The 24,044-nt window shown below is 60.6% G+C and carries 18 protein-coding genes; 5 read left to right on the top strand and 13 right to left on the bottom strand.

Translation table 11 applies throughout. The annotated features are described in order from the left end of the window. Nucleotides 1–9: 9 nt before the first annotated feature. Together AACV31_RS10140 and AACV31_RS10135 are read right to left on the bottom strand one after the other, a co-directional pair. On the bottom strand, nt 10–255 hold the full coding sequence (locus AACV31_RS10140; protein ID WP_007761037.1) for a DUF2526 family protein: 246 nt from the start codon (nt 253–255) through the stop codon (nt 10–12). Nucleotides 256–302: 47 nt separating this feature from the next. After that, nucleotides 303–1,898 carry an ABC transporter substrate-binding protein gene (locus AACV31_RS10135; protein WP_165153907.1) on the bottom strand — a complete coding sequence of 532 codons (1,596 nt, stop codon included), beginning with the start codon at nt 1,896–1,898 and terminating at the stop codon, nt 303–305. A 313-nt stretch (nt 1,899–2,211) separates the two neighbouring features. Here AACV31_RS10135 and AACV31_RS10130 point away from each other — a divergent pair, with 313 nt between their 5' ends. Genes AACV31_RS10130 through AACV31_RS10120 form a run of 3 tightly spaced genes read left to right on the top strand, consistent with a single transcriptional unit; the run spans nt 2,212 to nt 8,816 of the window. Further along, on the top strand, nt 2,212–3,630 hold the full coding sequence (locus AACV31_RS10130; protein WP_165153905.1) for an SrfA family protein: 1,419 nt from the start codon (nt 2,212–2,214) through the stop codon (nt 3,628–3,630). Nucleotides 3,631–3,633: 3 nt separating this feature from the next. Then, nucleotides 3,634–6,621: a virulence factor SrfB gene (locus AACV31_RS10125; RefSeq protein WP_165153904.1), complete on the top strand. Its 2,988-nt coding sequence runs from the start codon at nt 3,634–3,636 to the stop codon at nt 6,619–6,621. Further along, nucleotides 6,618–8,816 (top strand): virulence factor SrfC family protein, encoded by a 2,199-nt coding sequence (locus tag AACV31_RS10120; protein ID WP_165153903.1) that lies wholly within the window; start codon nt 6,618–6,620, stop codon nt 8,814–8,816. Before AACV31_RS10125 ends, AACV31_RS10120 begins: the two co-directional genes overlap by 4 nt. Here AACV31_RS10120 and AACV31_RS10115 read toward each other — a convergent pair. After that, nucleotides 8,813–10,057, bottom strand: coding sequence for a putative acyl-CoA thioester hydrolase (locus AACV31_RS10115; RefSeq protein WP_165153902.1), 1,245 nt, complete (start codon nt 10,055–10,057; stop codon nt 8,813–8,815). The genes AACV31_RS10120 and AACV31_RS10115 overlap by 4 nt on opposite strands. Before the next feature lie 253 nt (nt 10,058–10,310). Between AACV31_RS10115 and AACV31_RS10110 the strand changes: the two genes are divergently transcribed. After that, the gene (locus AACV31_RS10110; RefSeq protein ID WP_041923521.1) at nt 10,311–10,811 is read left to right on the top strand and encodes an anti-virulence regulator CigR family protein; all 501 of its coding nucleotides are present in this window, start codon (nt 10,311–10,313) and stop codon (nt 10,809–10,811) included. 44 nt (nt 10,812–10,855) lie between these two features. Here the strand turns inward: AACV31_RS10110 and AACV31_RS10105 are convergent, their stop codons facing one another. After that, nucleotides 10,856–11,920, bottom strand: a complete 1,065-nt coding sequence (locus AACV31_RS10105; protein WP_165153901.1) for a sugar phosphate isomerase/epimerase family protein — start codon at nt 11,918–11,920, stop codon at nt 10,856–10,858. 229 nt (nt 11,921–12,149) lie between these two features. Here AACV31_RS10105 and AACV31_RS10100 point away from each other — a divergent pair, with 229 nt between their 5' ends. Beyond that, nucleotides 12,150–13,688, top strand: coding sequence for a methyl-accepting chemotaxis protein (locus AACV31_RS10100; protein ID WP_007761018.1), 1,539 nt, complete (start codon nt 12,150–12,152; stop codon nt 13,686–13,688). A gap of 52 nt (nt 13,689–13,740) precedes the next feature. On the opposite strand, the gene AACV31_RS10095 is transcribed toward AACV31_RS10100, so the two are convergent. The 9 genes from AACV31_RS10095 to AACV31_RS10055 all read right to left on the bottom strand — a co-directional run bounded on the left by AACV31_RS10095 (nt 13,741) and on the right by AACV31_RS10055 (nt 23,836). Further along, a complete protein-coding gene (locus tag AACV31_RS10095) occupies nt 13,741–15,096 on the bottom strand; it encodes an esterase-like activity of phytase family protein (RefSeq protein ID WP_165153900.1) in 1,356 nt (451 codons plus the stop codon). A gap of 100 nt (nt 15,097–15,196) precedes the next feature. Continuing rightward, complete coding sequence (locus AACV31_RS10090; protein ID WP_165153898.1) at nt 15,197–16,045, bottom strand: 4Fe-4S binding protein; 849 nt, start codon at nt 16,043–16,045, stop codon at nt 15,197–15,199. Beyond that, nucleotides 16,045–16,881 carry a dimethyl sulfoxide reductase anchor subunit family protein gene (locus tag AACV31_RS10085; protein WP_165154334.1) on the bottom strand — a complete coding sequence of 279 codons (837 nt, stop codon included), beginning with the start codon at nt 16,879–16,881 and terminating at the stop codon, nt 16,045–16,047. The genes AACV31_RS10090 and AACV31_RS10085 overlap by 1 nt, the downstream gene beginning before the upstream one ends. Continuing rightward, a complete protein-coding gene (locus tag AACV31_RS10080; RefSeq protein WP_075198361.1) occupies nt 16,874–17,503 on the bottom strand; it encodes a DMSO/selenate family reductase complex B subunit in 630 nt (209 codons plus the stop codon). Before AACV31_RS10080 ends, AACV31_RS10085 begins: the two co-directional genes overlap by 8 nt. Beyond that, a complete protein-coding gene (locus tag AACV31_RS10075; RefSeq protein WP_165153895.1) occupies nt 17,490–19,874 on the bottom strand; it encodes a DMSO/selenate family reductase complex A subunit in 2,385 nt (794 codons plus the stop codon). Before AACV31_RS10075 ends, AACV31_RS10080 begins: the two co-directional genes overlap by 14 nt. Nucleotides 19,875–20,046: 172 nt before the next feature. Then, nucleotides 20,047–21,243, bottom strand: coding sequence for a c-type cytochrome (locus AACV31_RS10070; protein ID WP_165153893.1), 1,197 nt, complete (start codon nt 21,241–21,243; stop codon nt 20,047–20,049). Next, a complete protein-coding gene (locus tag AACV31_RS10065; protein ID WP_165153890.1) occupies nt 21,240–23,138 on the bottom strand; it encodes an NAD(P)-binding protein in 1,899 nt (632 codons plus the stop codon). The genes AACV31_RS10070 and AACV31_RS10065 overlap by 4 nt, the downstream gene beginning before the upstream one ends. Nucleotides 23,139–23,241: 103 nt before the next feature. Further along, nucleotides 23,242–23,442, bottom strand: a complete 201-nt coding sequence (locus AACV31_RS10060; protein ID WP_007760995.1) for a hypothetical protein — start codon at nt 23,440–23,442, stop codon at nt 23,242–23,244. A gap of 55 nt (nt 23,443–23,497) precedes the next feature. Continuing rightward, the gene (locus AACV31_RS10055; RefSeq protein ID WP_165153888.1) at nt 23,498–23,836 is read right to left on the bottom strand and encodes an FxLYD domain-containing protein; all 339 of its coding nucleotides are present in this window, start codon (nt 23,834–23,836) and stop codon (nt 23,498–23,500) included. Between the last annotated feature and the right edge of the window lie 208 nt (nt 23,837–24,044).

The raw sequence follows: 24,044 nt of genomic DNA, 5'->3' as shown, positions 1-24,044 counted from the left end.
CCTTAAATTTTATAAAATGGTGCCGCCGCGGGTGAGTTCTGCCAGGCGTTCCGCCGCCTCGCGCTCGCGGTCTTCTTTGTGCTGACGACCATGATGGGCGATCGCGTTGCGCAGTTGCTGTTGCAGGTCGTAACGCTCCTCGCGGCCTAGTTGCGCGTCATCGCTGAGCGCAATCAGCAGCTCATTCATAGGAGCAATAACATGTTGTTCAATTACCGCGTCAACGCGGCGCTGCATTTCATCACGATGTGTCATAAAACCTCCTTAAACGCGTCGCCGCGGCAGGTGCCGCGGCGCAGTGCTTAGTTGATTTTCGCTTTCGAGAAGTCGCTGCCCATCAGGCTTACGCTGTACCCCGTGACATTGCTGCGGGTCGCGTAGAAAGTGCGGCCGTTGGCCAGCGGCACCCACGGCGCCTGCTGGTAGAAGATCTCCTGCGCCTGTACGTAAAGTTTCGCACGTTCTTCCGGCGCGCTGACGCGTTTGGCCTGATCGATAAGGTCAGTGTATTTCTTATCGCACCAGCGGGCCGCGTTCGAGCCGCTCTGGATGCTGTCGCAGCTCAGCAGAACATCCGCGAAGTTATCCGGATCGCCGTTGTCCGACATCCAGCCATACAGCGCGGTGTCATGCTCGCCCTTGCGAATGCCGGAGAGATATTCGCCCCACTCGTAGCTGACGATTTTCGCCTTCACGCCCACTTTCGCCCAGTCGCTCTGGATCATCTCGGCGATACGGCGTGAATTTGGGTTATACGGTCGTTGCACCGGCATCGACCACAGCGTCGCTTCAAAGCCCTTCTCCAGACCCGCCTGCTTGAGCAGCGCTTTCGCTTTTTCAGGATCGTAATCGTAGGTTTTCAGGTCTTTATCGTAACCGAGCATATTCGGCGGAATGGGCGATTTCGCCACCGTGCCGCTGCCCATGAACACGGCATTAATGATCGATTTTTTATCGACGGCGTAGTTCAGCGCCTGGCGCACCAGCACGTTGTCGAACGGTTTTTTCTCGGTGTTGAACGCCAGATAACCGACGTTCAGCGCCTCGACGCTGTGCAGCGTCAGGTTTTTATCGGCTTTGATCGGCTCAAACTGCACCGGGCTCGGTGCCGGGATAATCTGGCACTCGTTGGTTTTCAGCTTCGCAAGACGCGTCTCGACGTTCGGGGTAATCGAGAAGATCAGGTGTTTGGTCGGCACCACGCCATCCCAGTAGTTCGGGTTGGCGATGTAGCGGATAAGCGAATCGACTTTGTACTGTTGCAGCACATACGGACCGGTGCCGATGGGCCAGTTATCGACGTTCTCCGGCGTGCCTTTTTTCATCATCGCATCAGCATATTCCGCTGAAAGAATAGACGCGAAATCCATCCCCCAGTCGGCCAGGAACGCGGCGTTTGGCTCGCTCAGAGTGAACTGGACGTGATAGTCGTCGAGCTTTTTCACCTCGGTGATGAGCTTATCGAGCCCCACATCTTGGAAATATTCGTAATTGCCCTGCGACACCTTATGGTACGGGTGATTCGGGTCTTTCTGGCGCATTACCGAGAAAATCACGTCGTCGGCGTTGAAATCGCGCGTCGGTTTAAAGAATTTATTGCTGTTGAATTTCACACCCTGACGCAGCGTGAACGTCCAGGTTTTACCGTCCGGGCTGACCTTCCACTCGGTGGCGAGCGACGGCACCGGCGTATTGGTTTTCGGATCGAAATTCACCAAGCGGTTATAAAGCACCTGAGAGCTTGCCACGAAGCTTGGGCCGGAACTCGCGATTTGCGGGTTGAAGGATTCCGGGGACGCCTCGGAGCAGTAAATCAGGGTATCGCTGTTCGCCGCGATCGCGCTTGCCGGTAACAGGGCGCTCAACAGCAGCCCGAGCAGTGTTTTTCCTGTCTTCATCTTGTGCCTTTTATTTTACTTTTCAGGAGGAAAGCCATCTCATCATAGCCTGCGTTGAGTGGCAAATAACAAAAAACTGTACCTTTATGCCTTTCCGGCATTTTCCGCCTGAATATCAGTCAATTTTAGATAAAAATGATTTACGCTCCGGTTAAGTCGCGTTATCACCGCGAATTTTTGCTTAAGTCAAGAAAATTCCTAAGATTCAATGACCCGAGAATTTACGCTTTTTCGCGTTTCTTTCACCCTTTGCTTGACCCGTCTATCGTTCAAAGTAGAGCCGTGAAAAAGTTTTCCCAGCAGAGAGAATGACGTGGCAAAAATTCTATTGCGCAGTGGCGACCTTGACGACTTCCAGTCGGTAGGCGAAAACGGTCAGGCGGTTTTCGAGTCTGCACTGCAAATCCGTGAAACTCTTCGCCTGCGCAAACAGCCGCTGGTGGAGTCTCTTGCTATCCCTCAGCTTAACGAAGAGGGTGACCGCGTGGACTGGTATTCGCCGGTCAGCGGCAAGGTAATGGGCTGGGCGTCCGCCAGCAGCGAGGAGCGCGAGCGCGCCCTGCGCTTTCTGGAAAGCGCGCTCTCCAGCGCCCGCGCGCTGAGCAAACGCTGCCTGGAGTCGGAAAAGACCGCCCAGCAGCTTTTTGGCGCGCTGCTCGCCAAGACCGTGCAGTTCCCCGGCGCGAATTTCCTCTATCTGGTGGACGGCAAGCCAGTGATTACCTTCTGGGGCTTCGTGAATTTAAACCAGGGCGCGCGCGATGACGTGCTGGAATGCCTGCGTGAAGCCGAGCCCATCGAGCCGGAAATCATCATGGCGCCGCAGGAAGAGCCGGAGCCCGAACCCGCGCCAGTGATGATGGCCGAGCCGGACGCGCCGCTGCTGGCGACGCCCCCTGTTGCGCCCACGCCTGTCCCGGCGCCTGCGGTGTCCGTCCAGGCCTCCGCGGCCGCGCTGGCGGCTTATACCGCCGACGCCGACGCCGCGCCAGACGACGTCGAGCCGGTACCGGTGAAAGCGCAGACGCCCGTCCGCCGCTCGCGTGTTCCGCTCTGGACATGGCCGCTCGCCGCCGCCGTCGTCATCGGCGCCGTAGCCGCCCCTGTCACCTGGTATATGTTGCAGGAGAAAGAAGCGGCAGCGCCGACCGTGTCGGTCGCAGAGATTAAAGCGCAGGAAATCGCGCCCGCGCCGGTGAAATCGGTCGATGCGCCGCCTGCGGCTTCTCCCGCGCCTGTGGCGCCCGTCATCGCGCCAGCCACCACATTGCCGCTCGCCGCGGCCCAGATAACGCCACCTGCGCCGGTGGTGGAAGAGAAGCCTGTCGTTGCGCCAGCGCCGGTCGATAAAAACGCGCTGGTGATGGACGCGAATCAGGTCAAAGCCGGGACCACCCGCTTCCTGAACGGCACCTGGCGGCTTAGCATCGGCAGTCCGGACCCGATTACCGGCAAAGCGACCTCGATGCGTATCGATATGAAAAACAACAAAGGCAACGCCCGCGTGACGCTTGGCGACAACGTCGTCTGTAAAGCCGAGCTGTTCTCTGGCCTGCACCAGACTGGCGAACTGATGATTAAGACGCGCGGCAAAGCCCGTTGCAGCGACGGTTCGCGTTATCCGATGCCGGAAATCGCCTGTAAAGCTGGCCCCAATGATGTTGCCGAGTGTACCGGTCGCTATGATGAAAAGACCGTTCTGCCCCTGACCATGAAGAAAGTGAGCGCCTGATTTATGCTGGCTAACCTGTGTGATTACAAACAGAGCGTCACCCTGATTGAAAATAGCGGGGTGCAATTTCTTGATTTCGGCCTGACGCCGATTGAAGCGCCCCACGACGGGCGTTTCGTACGTAAAACCGCTAACGGGCCGCTGCTGCGCCTCGATTACGATATCGCCTCCGGCAAATTCACCCTGCCCGCGCGCCACGGCGGTCAGCCTGAAGTGGTGAAGCCGGAAAGCAGCGTCTCGCTGAGCCAGTCGCTCGCGATGATGGATGGCATCTGGCTGCCGTTGCCGGTGCTGCGCTTTAACCCGCCGCGCACCTTCGTACAGGGCCCGGATAACTGGGCGCGCGTGCAAATCCGCAAGCTCAGCGAGCCGGACGGCGCTGGCAATACTCACCGCGTGACGCTGGCCTTCGACACCCAGATCCAGACCGATGAAGGCGCGGCCTCTCAGCTCGCGCCGGTCGAGAACGACGTGCGCAACGGAACGCGTTTCGCCCTTGCCTGGCGCGACGATGAAGTCGCCGATTTCCTCGACCAGACCTGGGTCGACGGCTGGCTGCGTGAAGCGTTTACCCAGTTTGCAGGCGCTCAGGAAGGCCGCAGCGAACAGGAGATCCAGCGCGCGCTGAAAGTGTTCGAATATCAAGCCCACTGGCTCAACATGATGTCGCTCCTCGGCAACCAGCTGAGCGTGCCAGAGCTGAAAATCGTGACCGGCACGCTGAGTTCTCAGCCGGTGGCGGTGGATCTGATTCTGGATGTCGGCAACACTCACACCTGCGGGGTGATTATTGAAGATCATGGCGAAGCGAACGACGGCCTGCGCCAGACGATGGAGCTGCAGGTGCGATCGCTTAGCGAGCCGCAATTTATGAACGCGCTGATGTTCACCAGCCGCCTGGCCTTCGCCGAGGCGCGTTTCGGCAAACAGCATTTTTCGGTCGAGAGCGGGCGCGACGAAGCGTTCGTCTGGCCTTCTATTGTTCGCGTGGGCGACGAAGCGCGCAAACTGGCGATGCAGCGCCTTGGCACCGAGGGCAACAGCGGGATTTCGAGCCCCCGCCGTTACCTGTGGGATGAAACCCCGGCGGCCCAGGAGTGGCGTTTTAACCTGATGACCCCGAAAACCCAGCGCGAGCCGCTGGCGACCGCGGGCCCGCTGATGAACCTGATGAACGACGACGGCGAACCGCTCTGGCAGTTGCCGCCGGAAGAACGCCTGCCGGTCTTTTCGCCGCAATACAGCCGCAGCTCTCTGATGACCCATATGCTGTGCGAGCTGCTCGCCCAGGCGGTCTGCCAGATCAACAGCGTCGCCAGCCGCCTGCGCATGGGCAACGCCAGCTCGCCGCGCCAGTTGCGTCAGCTGATCCTGACGCTGCCATCGGCGATGCCGAAGCAGGAGCGCGAGATTTTCCGCCGCCGTATGCAGGAGGCCATCGCGCTGGTCTGGAAAGCGCTGGGCTGGCACCCGCACGACGACGATTTCAGCGCCGAAAAAGGCCAGCGTAAGAGCCGCGTGCCGGTGCCTGAGATCCAGATGGAATGGGATGAAGCGAGCTGTGGTCAGCTGGTATGGCTCTATAACGAAGCGATGGTGCATTTCGCCGGGCAGACCGAGCGCTTTTTCGCAAGCCTCGCCCGCCCTGACCGTGAAACGCCGCCGGGCGCCACGCCGGGCCGTCAGTTGCGCGTCGCCTCGATTGATATCGGCGGCGGCACGACGGACATGGCGATTGCCGAATATCAGCTCGATGACGGCGTCGGCAGCAATGTGAAAATCAGCCCGACGCTGCTGTTCCGCGAAGGGTTTAAAGTGGCGGGCGATGACATTCTGCTCGATGTCATTCAGCGCTGCGTGCTGCCTGCCTTGCAGGAACACCTGCAAAAAGCGGGCGTGGCCGACGCCGCGACGCTGATGTCCACGCTGTTTGGCGATTCCGGCCGTATGGACACGCAGGCTATCCTGCGCCAGCAGACCGCGCTGCAACTCTTTATGCCGCTGGGTCACGCCATACTCTCGGCGTGGGAAAACAGCGATCCGGCTGACACGCAAAGCGGCCTTTACACCACCTTTGGCGAGCTGCTGAAACAGCCGCCGACCCGCAACGTGCACAACTATCTCCACCAGGCGATTGAGCACGCGCTGCCCGCAGGCAGCCCGGCGTTTAATGTACTGGACGTGCCGCTGCAGGTGAGCTTCAGCGAGCTTGAAGAGGCGCTGCATACCGGCAAGTTCAGCATTTGCGCGCCCATCCAGGCGCTGTGTGAGGCTATCTCGCACTATTGCTGTGACGTATTGCTGATAACGGGCCGTCCGGGCTGCCTGCCGGGCCTGCAATCGCTGATTCGTCTGCTTCAGCCGGTGCCGGTCAGCCGTATGGTCTGGCTCGATAACTATGAAGTGCATGAATGGTATCCTTTCAGTCAGCACCGCCGCGTGGGCAACCCGAAATCCACCGCCGCCGTTGGCGCTATGCTGTGCAGCCTGGCGCTCGACCTGCGCCTGCCGCGCTTTAACTTTAAAGCGGCGGACATTGGCGCGTACTCCACCGTGCGCTACCTTGGCGTGCTGGATAACGTGGTCAACACGCTGCGCGACGAGAACGTCTGGTATCGCGAGATCGATCTCGACGCGCCGGGCGCTAAACTCGACGCCCGCCTGCACTTCCCGCTGCGCGGCAATGTGACGCTCGGCTTCCGCCAGCTCGATAACGCCCGCTGGCCCGCCACGCCGCTGTACACGCTCTCGGTCAACGCGCCGGAGCTGGCGAAAGCGATCGCCGGCGACGGCGTGCTCAACGTGCGCCTGGAACTGACCGGCGACGGCAAACATGAAGCGCCGGAAGGCTTCATGCTCAGCGAGGCCTGGCTTTCCGACGGCACCCGCGTGCCGCCGGAGCAGGTCACGTTTAAACTTAATACTCTGGCTGACCGTCGCAGTTCCGGCAGCCACTACTGGATCGACAGCGGGAGCGTTTATCTGAAATGACAGTTTCTACCCTCATTAACCAGACACTCACTACGCCTGTCGCCCTGACCCGTTGGGTCGAAACCACCCGCGCGCATGCGCCGCTGCTGGATGAAGAAGCAGGCCCGCTGCTGGCGCGCCTGAGCGCGCTGCGCGCCAGCGCACAGACGCTCAATACGCTTGTCAACGAACCGCGCACGCTCGGCCTTTACGGACACTCCCAGGCGGGCAAAGCGCACCTGCTGGCGACGCTGGCCAATGGCTCACAGGGCCAGGTGGCCGTCGCGCCCGGCGATAAGCATCTCGACTGGCTGACGCATATCAACCCCGGCCACAGCGCGACCGCAATGGCGGTACGCTTTACCCGCGCGCCGTCTGCGCTGCCGGAAGAGTTTCCGCTGCGCCTGCGGCTTTTCAGCGAGGCGGAGCTGGTACAGATTTTCCTTGCGCATTACCAGACCAGCGGCCAGGCGCGCGCCGTCAGCGAAGAAGAGCTGCGCCAGCGTTTAGCACAATTGCAAAGCCTCGGCCAGCCGCAGAGCCACCCGGCCATCAGCGCGCCGGACGTCATGACGCTCGCCGCCCGCTGGCGGGAAGTGACGCCTGCTCGCCAGCGCACGCTGAGCGACAACGCGTGGCATCAGCTCGCTGAACTGCTGCCTGCGCTGAATCTGCCCGAACGCGTGCGGCTGTACGCGCTGCTGTGGGGCGATATCGCTGAACTGACGCAGCAGTTTATGACGCTTGCCGAAGGTCTGCTGCTGCTGGGCCATGCCCGTGAAGTGGCCGCGCCGCTGAGCCTGCTGGTCGATAACTTCTCCCTTCCGGTGGAAGGCTTTCTGCTCCCGGCTGGCTCCGGCGAAGAAGCGCTGCCCGACGAAGTGCTGGTGCGCGCCCTCGAACAGCATCAGTTGCAGGGCATGGTCAGCCTGCCGCTGACGACGCTGACGCTGCTGTGCGTCGAGCTGACGCTGCCGCTCGCCACGCCATCGGTGCCGGAAGGCGTGGATCTGCTGGATATTCCCGGCGCGACGTATCGCCAGAATGACAGCCTGAACGCCAGCAAAATCGCGTTTCTGCTCGACTACTACCGCCAGCACCAGCAGCCGGACGTGCTGATGGTGTGTAACGCCGTGCAGAGCCGCGCCGATATCGCGCCGGTCGCGCGCACGCTGCTGCGCTGGGTGAACGCCACGCAACCTGCCTCCCCGGACGCGCTGCCAGGCCTGGTGTGGGCCATTACGCCGCACGATGCCCGTTTCCTTGATGGCCAGCATCTGGACGAGGGCGTACAGCGTCTGCTCGGCAAGCCGGGCCACACCTGGGGCACGTTGCAGGCGCTCGACGGGCGTAATCTGCAACGCCTGACCGAATGGCTGTCGCAGGCGCTGAGCCAGAGCAGCCGCGAACGCCGTCTGGCGCTGCTGACCGCACAGGCGCAGGCCCAGCCCGCACTGCTCTTCAGCCGTTATCTGGCCCCGCTGACTGCCGATGAAGCGACGCTGCGCGCCACGGCGGAAAACGGTGTGCGCACGTTGCAGCGCCAGGCCGCGCGCCACGGGGATCTCCTTCAGGCGCTGCTGCCGGATCCGGCCGCCCTGCAGGCGCTGTGTGAAACCGAGGAGCGCCATGAAGAGACGCCGCAGGGGCTGTTCAGCGCCGAGATTGATCTCTTCGGCGAGTCTGTCTCCGTGCGCCCCGCCGACCCCGCCGCAGGCGCCTCGCTGGCGCGCCGCGCGCATCGCCTGTGGGTGAACCATGTTCGCCAGTGGATGCAGAACGAGGAACATGCAGCGCTGCTCGGTATCGACCCTGCCACGCTGCACTGGCTCGGCGATACGCTGATTATCGCGAGCTATCGGCTTGATCTGGCGGCCCGTCTGGAAACGCTGGCTGCCCATGAAGGGCTTTCCGGCGCGCAGCTGCGTGCCGAGCTGGGTAACTTCGTGAGCTGGCTGGGCTTCGAGCGCATGCCGCAGGCGGAACGTCCGGCCAGCCGCGTTAACCCGAACGAGCGTCTGTTCGCCTCTGCCGTCGCGCATGATAAGCGCCTGACGCGCCTGGGCGAAAAGCCGGTGCATGCCGCCACCCGCTATGTCTACGACTGGCTGGTGGCGCTTTACACCCGGGCGATTGAAAACATCGGCTATGAGCACCCGCTCGATATCAAACCTGCCGACCGTAAAGCGCTGGCGAAAATCATCGGCCCGCGTTAACCCTGCCGCAGGCGCTTCTGCGCCGACGTTTTACCCCGGTTTTCCACCCTTTGCTGGTTGTGGTATTCCACCAGGCGGTTATAGCGTACGTCGTCACGCAGAGCGCTGCGGCTGGCCGCAAACGGACGCCCGGTGGTGGCCGCCGCGCCCCAGGGGGCTTTCGCATCAAAACCCGCATCTGTGAAGGAATCGCGAATAAGCGCCTGGCCGTTGGCGGTATGGCCCGGCCGGTAGCCTGTTTCCCGCGCGCCGTGATCCCATGCGCGACCCAGCTTCGCGGATAAGGTTTCGCCAAAACCGTTATCGGTGGTAAAGCGACACTGCTGAACGAGGAACCCGAAGGGAACATCGTGTGGTGTGGAAGGCGCGAGCACGAACGCTTCGCCCGCGCCGCGTGAGGAGACCGTATGAAAGTGCACGTTTTCAAAGTACGCGCTTGCCGAACCAAAAACGTAATCGACATCCCCTTCGATATAACAGTCTTTCACCCGCACGCGGCTGATGTGCGATGCCGCACCCTGCGCCACGCCACGGCTGTTCAGCCAGAGCGTATCCTGACGGCTGATAAGCCGCAGGCGCTCCAGTTGCACCCTGTCGCCGTCGGTGCGCAGCGCCACGGCCTGATGCGCCTGCCCGTCAACGCTATCCAGCAAGGTGTTGACCACGCTCAGATTCAGCAACTGAAAACCGTCTGACTGCGCCCATACGACCGCAGACGCGCCGGTGCCAATCTCAGGCGCGCCAGAAGCGGCGATACGTTGATACTCCTCCCATGCCGGATCGCCCGGCTGAAACTCGCCGCAGGCATTGACCGCTGCCTGATACTGTTGCGACGTAAAACGCGCGTCCAGCGTCAACTCAAGGCGCACCTGTTCCGGTGTTTCGCCGGTGCCGTAAATGGTGATGGGGGGCGCGTTCGCAGGGACATACACCACCCCGCGATAAACGCCGGGCGTAACGGCAATCCAGACGCGCGCCCTGCTGTCTGCGCCATCCACAGCGGCATTGACCGCCTGCTGCACGGTACGGAATGGCCCGCGCTGCGCATCGACCACCCACGCGCGCCCGGAAGGCGGCGGGGTTATGCCTTCAGGCCGCCAGGGGCCGTCCGGCGAATGCAGCCAGCCGCCTCGCGCGAAGAGATTTTCCGGGGTATAGCGTAACGCTTCAGAATCGCTGAGCACCGGGCGCTGTGCGCTTTCCGGCCCGGTTTCTTCAGGGGTTCCTTGTACATCCGTCATCCTGTTCTCCTGTCTGCCCTGTTTTGCCTGCTGTGAGGTTCTGGCCCCGCAACGCGCGTTGTTGCCGCGGCGCGTTTCGCTCTGAATGACTGTTTATTTATACAGCCATAATGCCGTCTGCAAACGCCGCTAGCAAACCGTCGTTGCGATTTTGCGAGACGTCTTCAGAAGTCTGAAATCCAGGAAAAAGCGCAATCGATTTTTGTTGCCGTTGTGCTGAAATAGTGTTGCTTCACCTGACTGAGGAAGGGTTATGAAAACGAAACGTCTGAGCGCGCTGGCGCTCCTGCTTGCGGCTTTTACCGTGTGCGCCACACCGGCGCTGGCTAACCCTGGCAACGGGAATGGTAATGGTAACGGCCATGGCAACAGCGGCAATCATGGCAACGGTAATAAGGGTAACAACGGTAAAAACGCCGACAATAAAGACAAAGAAAAAGGCAACGCATCGGGGCGTAAAAACTACGGCAAACCCGACCACGTTGAGTCAGATATCAGCTTCAGTCGCGCCCGCAGCCTGGCCGTGAATTATGGCCTCACCGGCTATGAATCGCTGCCGCCGGGCATCGCGAAAAACCTCGCGCGCGGTAAACCGCTGCCGCCGGGTATCGCGAAGAAAACGGTACCGGCCAGCATGCTGAACGAACTGCCCTATTATCCTGGCTATGAATGGAAAATGGTCGGCGATGACCTGGTGCTGATTGCGCTTAGCACGGCGCTGGTGACCGCCGTAATCAACAACGTGTTTGACTAAATCAGGTTTTACAGACATCAACGCCGGGCGCAGCGCCCGGCTTTTTATTCGCCAGGCGTTAAACCCAGCATCGCGCGCGCCGCCTCGCGATCGTGTCGTCCAGGGGCGTAATCCTCAAAGTTTTGCTCAGAGACTTTAATGATATGTTCGGCGATAAATCTCGCCCCTTCGCGCGCGCCAGTCTCGCCCTCTTTCAGGCAGCATTCCCATTCAAGCGTGGCCCAGCCGGAATAGTCGTAGCGCGCGAGCTTGCTGAAGATGGCCTTAAAATCAATTTGCCCGTCGCCAGGTGAACGAAAACGGCCCGGGCGGTCAATCCAGGGCTGATAGCCGCCATAGACGCCGCTGTTGGCTGACGGCCTGAACTCCGCATCTTTGACGTGAAACGCCTTGATGCGCGAATGCCAGTGATCGATGAACCCCAGATAATCCATGTGCTGAAGCAGCATGTGGCTCGGATCGTAGAGGATATGGCAGCGCGGGTGATTGTCCGTCAGTTCCAGAAAACGTCCGAACGTCACGCCGTCATGCAGATCTTCGCCAGGGTGAAGTTCAAAGCAGAGATCCACGCCCGCCTCGTCAAAGCTGTGCAGGACAGGTAGCCAGCGGCTCGCCAGCTCGTTAAACGCCTCTTCCACCAGCAGCGGATTATGCGGCGGCCACGGGTAGAAAAAGGGCCAGGCGAGCGAGCCGGAAAAGGTGGCGTGCGCCGTGAGATTGAGATTTTGCGAGGCGCGCGCCGCAAGCTTTAGCGTGCTGACCGCCCACTGCTGGCGCGCAACCGGATCGTGGCGCAGCGCGTCTGGCGCGAAACTGGCAAAAGCCTGGTCATACGCCGGGTGCACCGCCATCAGCTGTCCCTGAAAATGCGTCGACAGTTCGCTGATTTGCAGCCCGAGATTGCCGAGCGTCTCACGCACCTGCGCGCAGTAGTCGAGACTTTCCGCCGCTTTCGCGAGGTCGAAAATGTGCGGCAGATGGGTCGGAAGCTGCACCGCTTTATAGCCAAGCCCCGCCGCCCAGGCCGCCAGCGTATCGAGCTGGTTAAACGGTGGATGGTCGCTGATAAATTGCGAAAGAAAAAGAGAAGGCCCCTGTAGCGTTTTCAATCTCGCTCCTTATGCGCCTGCGCGCGAATCGCTGATGCCAGCGTTAAGCATAGCCTGGCGAGCCATAAGCTTGCCGCATGGCCCCCGCCACAAATATAACCCCTTGTTTTGGTAGGTAAAAATTTATTTAAGCTAAATTTTTTGCAGGATAAACCGATAACCGTCTGGTGGCACTCCTCTTTTTCTGGATGCCGGGTCGTTGTGTTACAACCTCACGCAAGGGAACAACATGTCAGTAAGGCGTTTTTCATTTCTCGTTTTCAGTCTGTTACTTTTTATCTTTCTCGTCAGCACCGTCTCCAACCTCTGGTCGCTCACCCGCAGCAACCAGTCGCTGGATAACGTGAACAAAGAGATTCGCGTAGTGCTTTCGGTGATTGACCCGATTAACCACAGCCGTACGCTGCGCGTGCGCCTGATGGAGGCGATGATCAACGCTTCTATCGGCGATACCCAGAAAACGCAGGCATCGCTTGAGAGCGCCAACCAAGTGATGCAAAAAGCGGTCGCAGCGTTTAATAACTATAAAGCAGCCCCTGCTGTTGAAGGTGAGGAGGCGCTAGCCGCCCCGTACCGTCAGGCATGGCAGGCGTATGTCGATGACGGCCTGCGTCCGCTGATGGATGCGGCAAGCCGCAACGATACCGCGCGTTTTAACCAGCTGGTGAGCACGACGATCCCGCAACTGGATCGCCAGTTTGAAATCACGCTCGATCAACTGCTGGCGTTCCGTGAGAAATATGCCCAGCGTCTGAACCATGAGGCGCAGGAGCGCTTCGTAAACAGCATCATCACCATCGCGGTGTTCGCCCTGCTGTTTACGCTGCTGATTGGCGCGATGTTTATTCTGCTGAAGCGCCGCGTGCTGGCGCCGCTCGATGCGGCACGTCGTCACTGCCAGCAGATGGCGGAAGGCGAACTGCACACTCCAGTGCTCTCGGGTTCGAAAGATGAGATTGGCGATATGCTCGGCTCGCTTGAGCAGATGCGTCTGTCGCTGGTCGATATCATCGCCCAGGTTCGCGACTCCAGCCAGAGCGTCGCCCACGCCGCGGAAGAGATTGCCGCCGGTAACGTCGATCTCTCGGCGCGTACCGAAGAGCAGGCCGCTTCTCTCGGTGAAACCGCCGCCAGCATGGAACAGCTGACGTCCACCGTGAAGCACACCTCGGAGAACACCGCCGAGGCGAATAAACTCGCGGGCAATATGCGCAGCGCCGCGCAGGAAGGCAACGCTATCGTCGAAGAAGTTGTGGTGTCCATGCAGGAGATCGAGTCCAGTTCCAGCAAAATCGACAACATTATCGGCATTATCGAAGATATCGCCTTCCAGACTAATATCCTGGCGCTTAACGCCGCGGTGGAAGCCGCGCGTGCAGGTGAACAGGGTCGCGGCTTTGCGGTGGTGGCAAGCGAAGTGCGTAACCTGGCGCAGCGTTCATCGGTCGCCGCGAAAGAGATCAAAGAGCTTATCGAACAGTCCGGCGAACAGGTGGTGCTGGGCAGCGACCGCGTGGCGCGCGCAGGCGAAAGCATGAAGCGCATTATCGGCTCGATTAAGCAGGTCTCTGAACTGATGTCGGAAATCGCGCTCTCAACCGGCGAGCAGAGCCGTGGGATTGAGCAGATTAACCAGGCCGTCGCGCAGATGGATTCGGTTACCCAGCAGAACGCCGCGCTGGTGGAAGAAGCTTCCGCCGCCGCCCACTCGCTGAAAGAGCAGTCACAGCTGCTCAATCAGGCCGTGGCGGTGTTTAAGCTGAACTAAGGTCCGTACCGTGACGACAGGGCAGGCTTCGGCCTGCCCTTTTTTATTGCGCTTACAGCGGCTTATCGAGCTTGATCACCCACAGTTCATTCTGCGAGGCGGGTTTTTCCAGCGGCTTAATGCCGATTTTGCTTGCGACCGGCTGACCGTCAAGAGTCAGATGCCCTTTACCGTCAACGTTATAGTCGTCCATCTCTTTTTTATCGCCCTGTGGCTCCAGCAACGCTGACTGCAAACCAAAATCGTTGTCGTTAATGACCGCGATAGTTTGCGGGTCGATAAGCGCCAGCCCTTCGGCTTTCTCCTGCTGCCAGCCTGCCTCGCGCAAATCCACCGCCAGCTGTTTTGTAGCGAGCTTCACGCCGCGCGCGTTAAGTTTTTCCGCATCGTCAAATTCCGGCGGCTGGGTGTTATCCAGCGTGCTCAGATCGGTGGCGTTGCTGAGATCGACCACATAAACGCGGTTGCGCATGGTTTTGTTTTTATCGCCGCCCTGCTCGATAAGCAGAATGCGGTGGTCGTCCAGCGCCACGATATCGCCGATTTTAGCGTCTTTGGCTTTTTTATAGACGTCAATGTCAATCGGGTAGCCGTACATCGCCGTTTTGCCGGTCGCTGGATCAAAACTCACCAGACGGGTAAAGCGTGCCGTGTTTTTGGTTTTGCCGTCGATATCCAGCGTGCTTTGCACCGCCGCGATAATGCGTCCGTCCGGCATACGGGTCAGCCCTTCGAAGCCGCGGTTAGGCTGGCGCCATTTAATGATATTCGGCAAACCGCCCGCCACGCCCTCTTCGCCTTTACCCGCCTGCGGGCCATGTTTGGCGAGGATCGCGCCGCTGGCGTCCACATTGATGATAAACGGGCCGTACTCGTCGCACAGCCAGTAGCCGCCTTTGCCGTCAGGCGTGATCCCTTCGGTATCCAGCCCGCGTTTATCGCCGGTGAGCGTTTGCAGCGCGTCGTTGAGCGCCAGCTCATTCGTCGCGCCGATAAGCCCGGCGGGCAGCGGCAGCCCGCTGATGTTGCCCTGATCGTCATGCAGCGGCATCGGGTCGCTCGCCTGCGCCTTATCTTTGCTGACGCGGATGGTCATCATCAGCGGCGTATACTCGGGGCTCGCGAAAATTTTCGACTCCTGCTTGCCCATTTTCGGCGAGTCCGCGTTCGGGCCGCGGTCGGTCACGGTCGCGAAAATCAGGTCATCGCCCTCTTTGCGTAAAAACAGCAGCCCGGAGCCCACGCCCACCGGCAGGCCATCCGGAAACGCGCTGGAATAATTACCGGAATAGACCACATGATCTTCCTGCGGGAACGTCACAACATAGCGTTCGACCTGCGGCGCGGCGGCTGCGGCGCAGAGCGGGAACAGCGCGGCGAGCGCAAACGTAAGGGGTTTGATTTTCATTATTCTCAGATCCAGAGTCGGGGTGGCACTGTTATAAGGCGCGTGCGTGACAGATTAATGACAGCGTCACTTTCCCCTGTGGATTCAGCAGCTCACAGCGTTAACCGCCGCGCATACTGAAAGCGTGACGGCGACAAACCGGGCAGTGTTTCTCACCCGGCTGCCAGGCGCGCCACGGCTCGCCGCAGCGTTCGCATCGCGCCGTATACAGCGCCATGCGTACAGGCGGCACGGCCTCACCCTCCACGACCTCTGCCGCCTCCACCGGGCACACCGCCGCGCAGTCGCCGCAGCCATCACAGCGCGACGAATCAAGCGTAACGGACGGTTCGCTAAAGCGGATCGCGCCGCGGGCGCACACCCGACCACAGGCGCCACACAGCAGACAACGCGTGGCGTCCAGCGTGATGCGGTACGTCGTAGAAAACACCCCCGCCGCGCGGCGCTCAGCGGCATCATGCGGTACGCGAGCGCCTTCCGGGCGCAAAAACCGACGCCTTGTCTCACCGGCCTCAGGTGAAACCGTCACGCACCGCCAGCGAGGCTCGCCGCGCCTTTGCAGCCACAGGTTAAGCTCAGCCAGCGGGCGCAGCCAGTGCGGGTTCTGTGTGAGATCCACCGCGACCGCGCGAATAGCGTAATGCGTATGCCAGAGCATCAGCTCCTCTGCGGCGACCGGCTGCGTGAACGGCCCGAGCAGCACGCCGTCGCGGTGACGACGCATCAGCGGCGAGAGATATTCCAGCGCGTCCGCCGGGCAGACAAACAGGCAGATCCCACAGCCAGTACAGCGTTCCGGCGCAAGGATAACCTCATGGTGGTGAAGAGCGAGCGCGCCGGTCGGGCAGCGCGTGACGCAATAATCGCAGCGGCTGCGGGGCAGCCGCTTTCTGGCGCAGCGCGCGCCCACACAGGGCTGTGCGGGCGCAATCATGTCAAAGAGATTCATCAGACATCGATGCAAAAAAACGCCAGGCGCAGCAACAGTTCGCCGAGCAGGATCAGCCCGCACCCGGCAACTTGCGGCGTTCGGCCCCCGTGCGGGCGCGTTAGCCCTATCATCAGCAACAACGCGCCGCCAACCGAACTGCACCATCCCGCAAGCCGCAGCCCGGCGCAGGCGTCAAAAGCGGCCAGCGGATGCAGCGGAAACGTCACCGGCACCACGGCATGCGCTAAATAGTGATGATAGGCCGGCTGAATGAGCAGCCGGATCAGCACAGCCGAAAGCGCCAGCAGCGAGAGACGACGGCTTACCGCGAGTTCTGCCTGGGCGTTAAAGGCCGGACGCAACGCAAGACGCAGCTGTAATATCGCCGCGCCGATTAACACCACCGAGCCCAGGAACATGGCCCAGGTGTTGACGTGCCGCCAGGTCACGACCGACGCGTGGCAATAAATGGACGCCATCGCGACAATATCCGCCAGCCCCGCCAGCACCGTTAACCACAGGAGCGACCACGGCACGGCGCGCTTTATCATCAGCAGCAGAATGCTAAGCGCAAGCAGCGCCATAAACACGCCCGCCAGCGCGATTTCCCGGCTGAGCCACGAGCTGGCGAGATGGCGCAGCGCGTTAAACGCATTGAGCGGATACCCCAGATGCAGCGTAGAGGCGAGCAAACCGAGCGCTGCCGCAACGCCCACGCCAATGAGCGCAGGCAGTGTGGCAAACATCCGCTGCCCGGCGCGCGGCATCTGCCCGGCGGTGAGGCACAGCATGAACATAAAGCCCACCGCGCCCTGCATGCACAGCGTGAAAATCACTAACGGAAATTCATGCATCATGTTGTTCCTCCTGCTGTGCGCCCTGATGCGGCTTGATAACCAGATTCGGCTTTGTAATGGATGACGGCGGCAGCCCTTTTACTTCAGCTAGCGTCCCGTAACGGGCGCGCAGCGCGCTAATCGGCCCGAACTGAATGGCGCCGAGCGGACAGGTCGCAACGCACACCGGCGGTTCGCCCTGCGCCAGCCGATCGATGCAGAAATCGCATTTCGACATCTGCCCGGTTTGCGTATTGCGCTGCGGCGCGCCGTAAGGACACGACCAGGCGCAGTAGCCGCAGCCGACGCACTTATCGGTATTCACCCGCACAATGCCGTCGCCCTCGCGTTTGTGCATCGCCGTGGTCGGGCAGTTGCGCGTGCAGATGGGGTCGGCGCAGTGATTGCACGAAATCGACAAGGTGTAAGCAAAAACGTTATGGAGAAGCCCGCCCGCGCCCGTCGGCGTGAAGCCGCCGCCGTGAACTTCATAGACGCGGCGAAAACGACGCCCCACGTCGAGATTGTTTTTGTCTTTACACGCCACCTGGCAGGCTTTGCAGCCCGAGCAGCGTGACGAATCGATAAAAAAGCCCAGTTGCTCCCGGCTGACCGGGGGATAATCCTTAAACTGACGCATGTTTGGTTACCTCAACCAGCAGGGTTTGATGGGCATTGCCTTTGGCAAGCGGGGTGATGCGCGCGCTGGTCAGCACGTTCGGGCAGCCGCCGTTGTCGACGCCGTCAGCGTCCGGTTGCCACCAGGCGCCCGCCTGCATCGCCACTACGCCGGGCATAACGCGCGGCGTCACTTCCGCGGGAATTTGCACCACGCCGCGATCGTTATAAATACGCACACTATCCCCCTGTTGAATGCCGCGCGCCTGCGCGTCCTGAGGGTTTATCCAGAGCTGCTGGCGCTGCACCTCCTGCAGCCACGGGTTCGCGTACTGCGTGGAGTTGGCGCGGTTTTTTCCCTTCCAGGTAATGAGCTGTAACGGGTATTTCGCGCGCAGGGCATCCTGCGGCCCTTCCTGTGCGGGAACATAGTGGGACAGCGCCGGGATCTCCGGGTGTTGCATCTCCCACAGGCGCTTTGAGAAGAGTTCGATTTTGCCGGAAGGCGTCGGGAACGGATGGTTGTCCGGGTCGCGGATGTTCTCCTCAAACGCGACATACAGCGGCGATTTCAGGTAGACGTGCGGATTGCGGCACAGCCCGGCGAAATCCGGCAGGTCGTGGTCTGCCAGCGTCTCGCGGGTTTTCTCCCAGATATGCGCTATCCACTCTTTTTCGCTGCGCCCTTCGCTAAAGCGCGCCTCGATGCCGAGCTTGCGCGCGACGTCGCGCAGCCAGTCGTAGTCCGAGCGGCGTTCAAACTCCGGCTCCACCAGCTTTTGCGACAGCAGCAGATAGTTGCCGGTGCCCCAGGTTTCACCGATGTTCCAGCGCTCCATAAAGCTGGTTTCCGGCAACAGCAGATCGGCATAGCGGGCGCTGGGCGTGAGGAAGAGATCGCTCACTACGATAAACTCGACCTTGCTTTCATCTTCCAGCACTTTCACGGTCTGATTGATATCCGAGTTCTGGTTCGCCAGATAGTTGCCCGCGAGATTAAAGATGAATTTGATGTTGCTGTTGAGCGTTTCAGCGTCTTTCAGACCGTTATCCGGCGTCACTTTCGCCGCGTCATCGCAGGCCTGCACCCAGTTCATGATGGAGATTTTCGCCGTCACCGGGTTCGGCACGCTGTACGGATCGGCGCAGAACAGCCGGTTGCCGATGCCGCCGTAGCCTGCCGCCCAGCCGCCTTTAACGCCGACGTTACCGGTGATCGTGGCAAGCAGCGTGGAGCCGCGCGCGGTGCGCTCGCCGCAGATATGGCGCTGCGGCCCCCAGCCCTGAATCAGCGCCGCCGGTCTGGTGGTGGCGTAGTCGCGCGCCAGCTGGCGAATGGTCTGCGCGGGCACATGGGTAATGCGCTCCGCCCACTCCGGCGTTTTTTTCACGCCATCTTTCTCGCCGAAGAGGTACGCCATCAGCGATTCGCCCGCCGGTACGCCCTCGGGCATGGTGTTTTCATCAAAGCCGATGGCGTGGCGCGCGATAAACGCGCTGTCATGCAGGTTTTCGCTGATGATGACGAACATCATTGCGTCCATCAGCGCGTTGTCGGTGGTGGGCAGCAGCGGCACCCACTGGTCGGCGAGCGACGCCACGGTATCGGAGTAGCGCGGATCGACCACGATAAACCGGGTGCCGTTGCGCTTCATCTGCTGAAAATAGTGATTGGTGTGGCCGAAAATGGTTTCGTTCGGGTTGTGGCCCCAGAGGATCACAAGCTTTGTGTCTGAGAGCGTATCGAGCGAGCTGCCGCTGGCGGCGGTGCCGTAGGTGTAAGGCGTGGCCGCGGCGGTGTTGCCCATGCTGACGGAATGGTATGACTCCAGATAGCCGCCGGTCATGTTCAGCAAGCGCCGCGCCATTTTATCGCCGGAAAACGCGCCGCCGGAGACCGCCGTATCGGTGTGCATAAAGCGCGACGCCGGGCCATATTTCGCGGTAATGCGCCGCAGGTTATCGGCAATCAGCGTCGTCGCCTCATTCCAGCTGATGCGCTCGAACTTCCCTTCGCCGCGTTTGCCGACGCGTTTCATCGGGTATTTCAGCCGGTCGGGGTGATAGACAAACTGACGATAACCGCGCCCGCGCACGCAGGCGCGCATTAGCGGCATGGCCGGGTCAACCTCGTTATCCGGGCAGGTGGAGATGCGCGTCACCACGCCCTCCCTGACGTGCGCGCGGATATCGCATTTGCCGCCGCAGTCAAAGGTGCTGCAGGTCGGCACGATTTTCTCCGCCGCCTGCGGCTGTACTTCAGACGCATCAGCGTTAGCCGTGCCTGCCTGGACAAAAAGCGGCGCGGCCGCCAGCGCCGATGTGGCGCGCAGAAAGTCGCGGCGCGTCAGCCCGCCCTCGCCCGTCCCATCCTTTTGGGTTAGTGGTTTCATCCTGTTCCCTCATCAAAAGGGTGTATTCTGCAAAGCCCTGAGACGGGAAAGCTTGATGAGTATCAACAGGAAAAAACTGAACGGCGCGTAGCGGAAAGTTTCAGAAAAACGGGCGGGAAGAAAGGCGAAAAAGAGAAAAACGGCGTCGCCGGTGACCGACGACGCCGTGGCGTTACTCGTGATGCTGTTGCTCGCGGGCGTCTTTCACCTGGGCTGGTGTGACGGGCGCGGCATCGTTGCCGAAGCTGCCGCGAATGTAGTTAGTGACGTCCGCCGCGTCCTGATCGCTGAGCGCCCAGCCGTAGCCTGGCATGCTGTACGGCAGATGGCCCTGCGTTACCGCGGTTTTGCCGCCTTCCAGCACCACGCGCAGCAGCGTCAGCGGGTTATCGGCATTCACCGTCAGGTTATCTTTCAGCGCCGGAACGGCGTATTCCGCCCCCTCGCCGTTGCTGGCGTGACAGGTGGCGCAGTAGCGGGCATAGAGCTGATGCCCGTTCTCCATTTCCGCTTTCGCTACCTTCGGCGCATCACGCTGCACCGGCTCGCTGCCCGGCAGGCTTAACAGATAGCCCGCGATGGCGCGGTTATCGTCATCGCTCAGGTATTGCGTGCTGTTGGTGACCACCTCATCCATCGGCCCGCTGAGCGCCGCGTGTTTGCTGCGCCCGTCGCGCAGCAGCACGGCGAGATCCTCTTCGGACATTTTCAGCCCGCGCAGCGACGGCGCATACCAGCCGTTGAGTTCCTCGCCTGCGAGGAACTGCTCGTCACGCTCGTCGAAGGCTTTCTCCTGCATCCCCACGCCGCGCGGCGTATGGCACGCGCCGCAGTGGCCCGGCCCCTGCACCAGATACGCGCCGCGGTTCCATGCAGCACTTTTGTCCGCGCGCGGCGTAAACGGTTGATCGTCTACAAACAGGCGGTTCCAGATGCCGAGCGGCCAGCGCATTGAGAGCGGCCACGGAATGTCGCTCTCGCGGTTTGCGGTGGCCTGCGGTTTGACCTCGTTCATCAGATAGTCATAGAGCGCGCGCAGATCGCCATCGCTCATTTTCGCATACGACGGATATGGCATCGCCGGGTAGAGATGGTGACCATCCTTTGCGATGCCTTCACGCATGGCGCGGGTGAACTCATCGTAGCTGTAGCTGCCGATACCGTGGGTTTTATCCGGCGTAATGTTGGTGGAGTAAATATCGCCAAGCGGCGTGGCGAATTTCAGCCCGCCCGCCAGCGGCGCGCCGTCCGCGGCCGTATGGCAGGCCATGCAGTCGCCTGCTCGCGCCACATATTCCCCACGCGACATCTCCTGCGCGCCCGCCTGCGCCGCCCACAGGCTTAACGCCAATACCGTGATACGTTTCATGCGCCCTCCTTCGCCATTTCGTGCAGCTCTTTCACCGCGCGGTAGCCCTGGTCTATCGCCGAGTTGGCATACGGGCTCCAGTCGGCGTCTGAGTTGGCGATGGTGATGCGCCCGACCGGCTGGCGGGCTTTTTCGATGATTTTCTGCGAGCCCTCTTCGTCATCAAACAGGCCGCTGAAGAAGTAGGAGTAGCCGTGCGACCAGCGGTTGACAGTGATCGCCGCGATATCGCGCTTGTGGTCAAAACCGGCCGCGCCAAACATGCCCTGTAGCTGATCGCGGATCATCTTCTCATGCACCTCGAATGGCGTGCCGAGCAGAAACGCGCGACCCTTGCGGAACTGCTCGCGGGCGCTGAGTCCGCTGCCAGGGAACGTCGGCACATAGACCATGTGCAGGCCAATGGGCGCGTTCGGATCGCGCGGGTGCCGGTAGCCGCCCATATCCACCGGGTAGTCGAGTTTGACCCGGCTGTACGGCGCGGCGGGAGAATAGATTTCATGCACGCCGAGCTTCATAAACGGCTGCCAGTTGCGGATGACCACTTTGCTGTAGACCAGCGGCGCTTTCACGTTCTGCTTCAGCGCCTCCTGCTGGTCATGGGGGATCTCCGGCACCAGATACGGGATCATCATGTTGTAGCCCGCCATCACGGTCTGCCCCGCTTTGACTTTGCGCAGTTTACCGTCGCGCAGGTAGGTTACTTCCACACCGTCCGCCACATTGGCGGCGTGGACGCCGGTGCTGTTGAGGCGCAGGCGCACCGGATGCTCCGGTTTATCCAACTGGCTGTAGTCGAAGGTTGCCAGCACGATGTCGTCCATGCTGTTGCCCGGCGCCACGGCCGGAATAAGATGACGCACCATCAGGCGCGCCAGCCCGGCGTTGCCGTCCGGGAAATGGTAGATATACGGCTCTTCGAGATCCGCCAGCGATTCCGCGTCGAGCGGCGGCAGATTCATGCCGTCAAGCCCCGGCAGCGCGCAGATACGCGCGTCGCTCGCCGAGGTGCCGTCAATGCCGATGGCCTGGAAATCGTTGGTGCGCTGCTGGAAATAGCGGATGGCGCTGTCGCTGAGCCCGACTTTTTCGCTCAGGAACTGGCTGTAGCTGTGAGCATCGAGCCAGGCGACTTTATCCTCGACGCTCATCCCGGCAAGATAATCTTTTTTCTCCGTGTGCAGCGCGATTAACGCGTCGCGATCCGCCTGCGGCAGCGGGAAGTCATTGATGAACGCGCGAATATCGCGGGCGTTCATGCGATCGGGCGGAATATCGTCCGCCACCGCGCGTCCCGGATCGCCGCTGACGATTTTATCAACACCGAAGTTGGTTTTATCGAAATAGACGCCGCGGCTTAAGTGGAGATCCGGGTAGAACGTCTGGTCGAAGCTTTTCGCCATGCGCTCAATGCTGACGTTCAGCGTTTTCAAAAGCCCCATCGCGGTTTCGCTGAAATTACTGGCGGGCGACTGGAAAGACTCGCTGCCGCCGTAGCCGAGCAGCGTTTTCCCGTCGACGTGAAATTCGTTGCGTTTGGCGTGGCCGCCAAAATCGTCATGGTTATCGAGCAGCAGAATACGCTGCTGTTTACCGCGCAGCTCCTGCCAGAAACAGGCGGCGGCAAGCCCGCTGATGCCCGCGCCGACAATCACCAGATCGTACTCCTCCTCCACCGGGACGCTGGCGGGGTCGAACCGCTTGCCCTCACGCCCCAGCGCGTGCGCCTGTTCGAACGAGCCCGGATGGTTGCCGCGAAGCCCCGTGAGCGTCGGCGGATAGTAGAGCGACTGTGCGGCCGTCTGCGGCGAGGCGCGCAAAATTTGCCACGGCGTCATTCCGGCGGCCACGGTAATGGCGACGCCATTGAGAAAATCACGTCGGGTGATTGCCATAGAACTTCCTTAAAGGACAAAAATTATTGTTTTCAGTTTGTTATATAATGGTACAGAATTTTTGCCTGCCAGGCACCCCGGCAGGCGTGGGATTGCGGAAGATTCAGGCGGAAAGTTTGCCGGTTTGCGCGACTTCATCCAGCCGCTGTTGCATCTCTTTCAGGTTATTAAGCAGATTGTTATCGGCCTCGGTGGCCGTTGCGCCTTTGCCGGTTATCACGAAGTGATAGTTTTCCTCGCGGCAGGTAGCCGTATATTCATACGCTCCGCCCGGCTGCTGTTTTTTGTCGATAGACAGTGACATACATCCTCCTTTCAGTCGTTATCTCTTAAAAGGTAGAGTATTTTCGCGCACTGCGTCAGGGGATCGCCGAAAGCTCAGCCAGCCGAAAGTGATCGGGCTTAAATACACGCGTGCGGCACGGCGCCTCAAAATGCCAGGTGTCGTCCGCCGCCAGGTTAAAGGTGATGGCGGTGGTGTAGCCCACCACCATGCCGTTGCGCAGGAGATTAAAGGCGACATAGACCTGCCGTAAGGATCGGTCGGTGAGGTTTTTGACCATGCCTTCAAGGCGCAGCTTACCGGCTTCGGTTTTCACAAAGTGCACGTCAGTGAGCGACACGGGCGCGATATCCGCCCGCGCGCAGGAGATAAACAGCGCGCACGCGAGCGCAAAGAGGGTTAACAGTCGTTTCATGTGTTCTCAGATGAGTGGGAAGTATCAGGCCTGCTCAAAATGCTAACTGATTCATAACGTCGATTTAACCAGCAAAACCGCTAAAGGGTAAAGGGATGTGAATGTTAAGAAGAAGCGGAAGTTCTGTTCATACCGGGCGTTTCACAAACCGCTTGCGCACTTCTCGATACCCCTGTGTTTCATAAAAGTGATGCGCGCGAACGCGGCG

Source organism: Cronobacter sp. EKM101R (assembly GCF_963888145.1).
Taxonomy (GTDB): Bacteria; Pseudomonadota; Gammaproteobacteria; order Enterobacterales; family Enterobacteriaceae; genus Cronobacter; species Cronobacter turicensis.
This window is presented reverse-complemented; position numbering and strand designations above follow the sequence as displayed.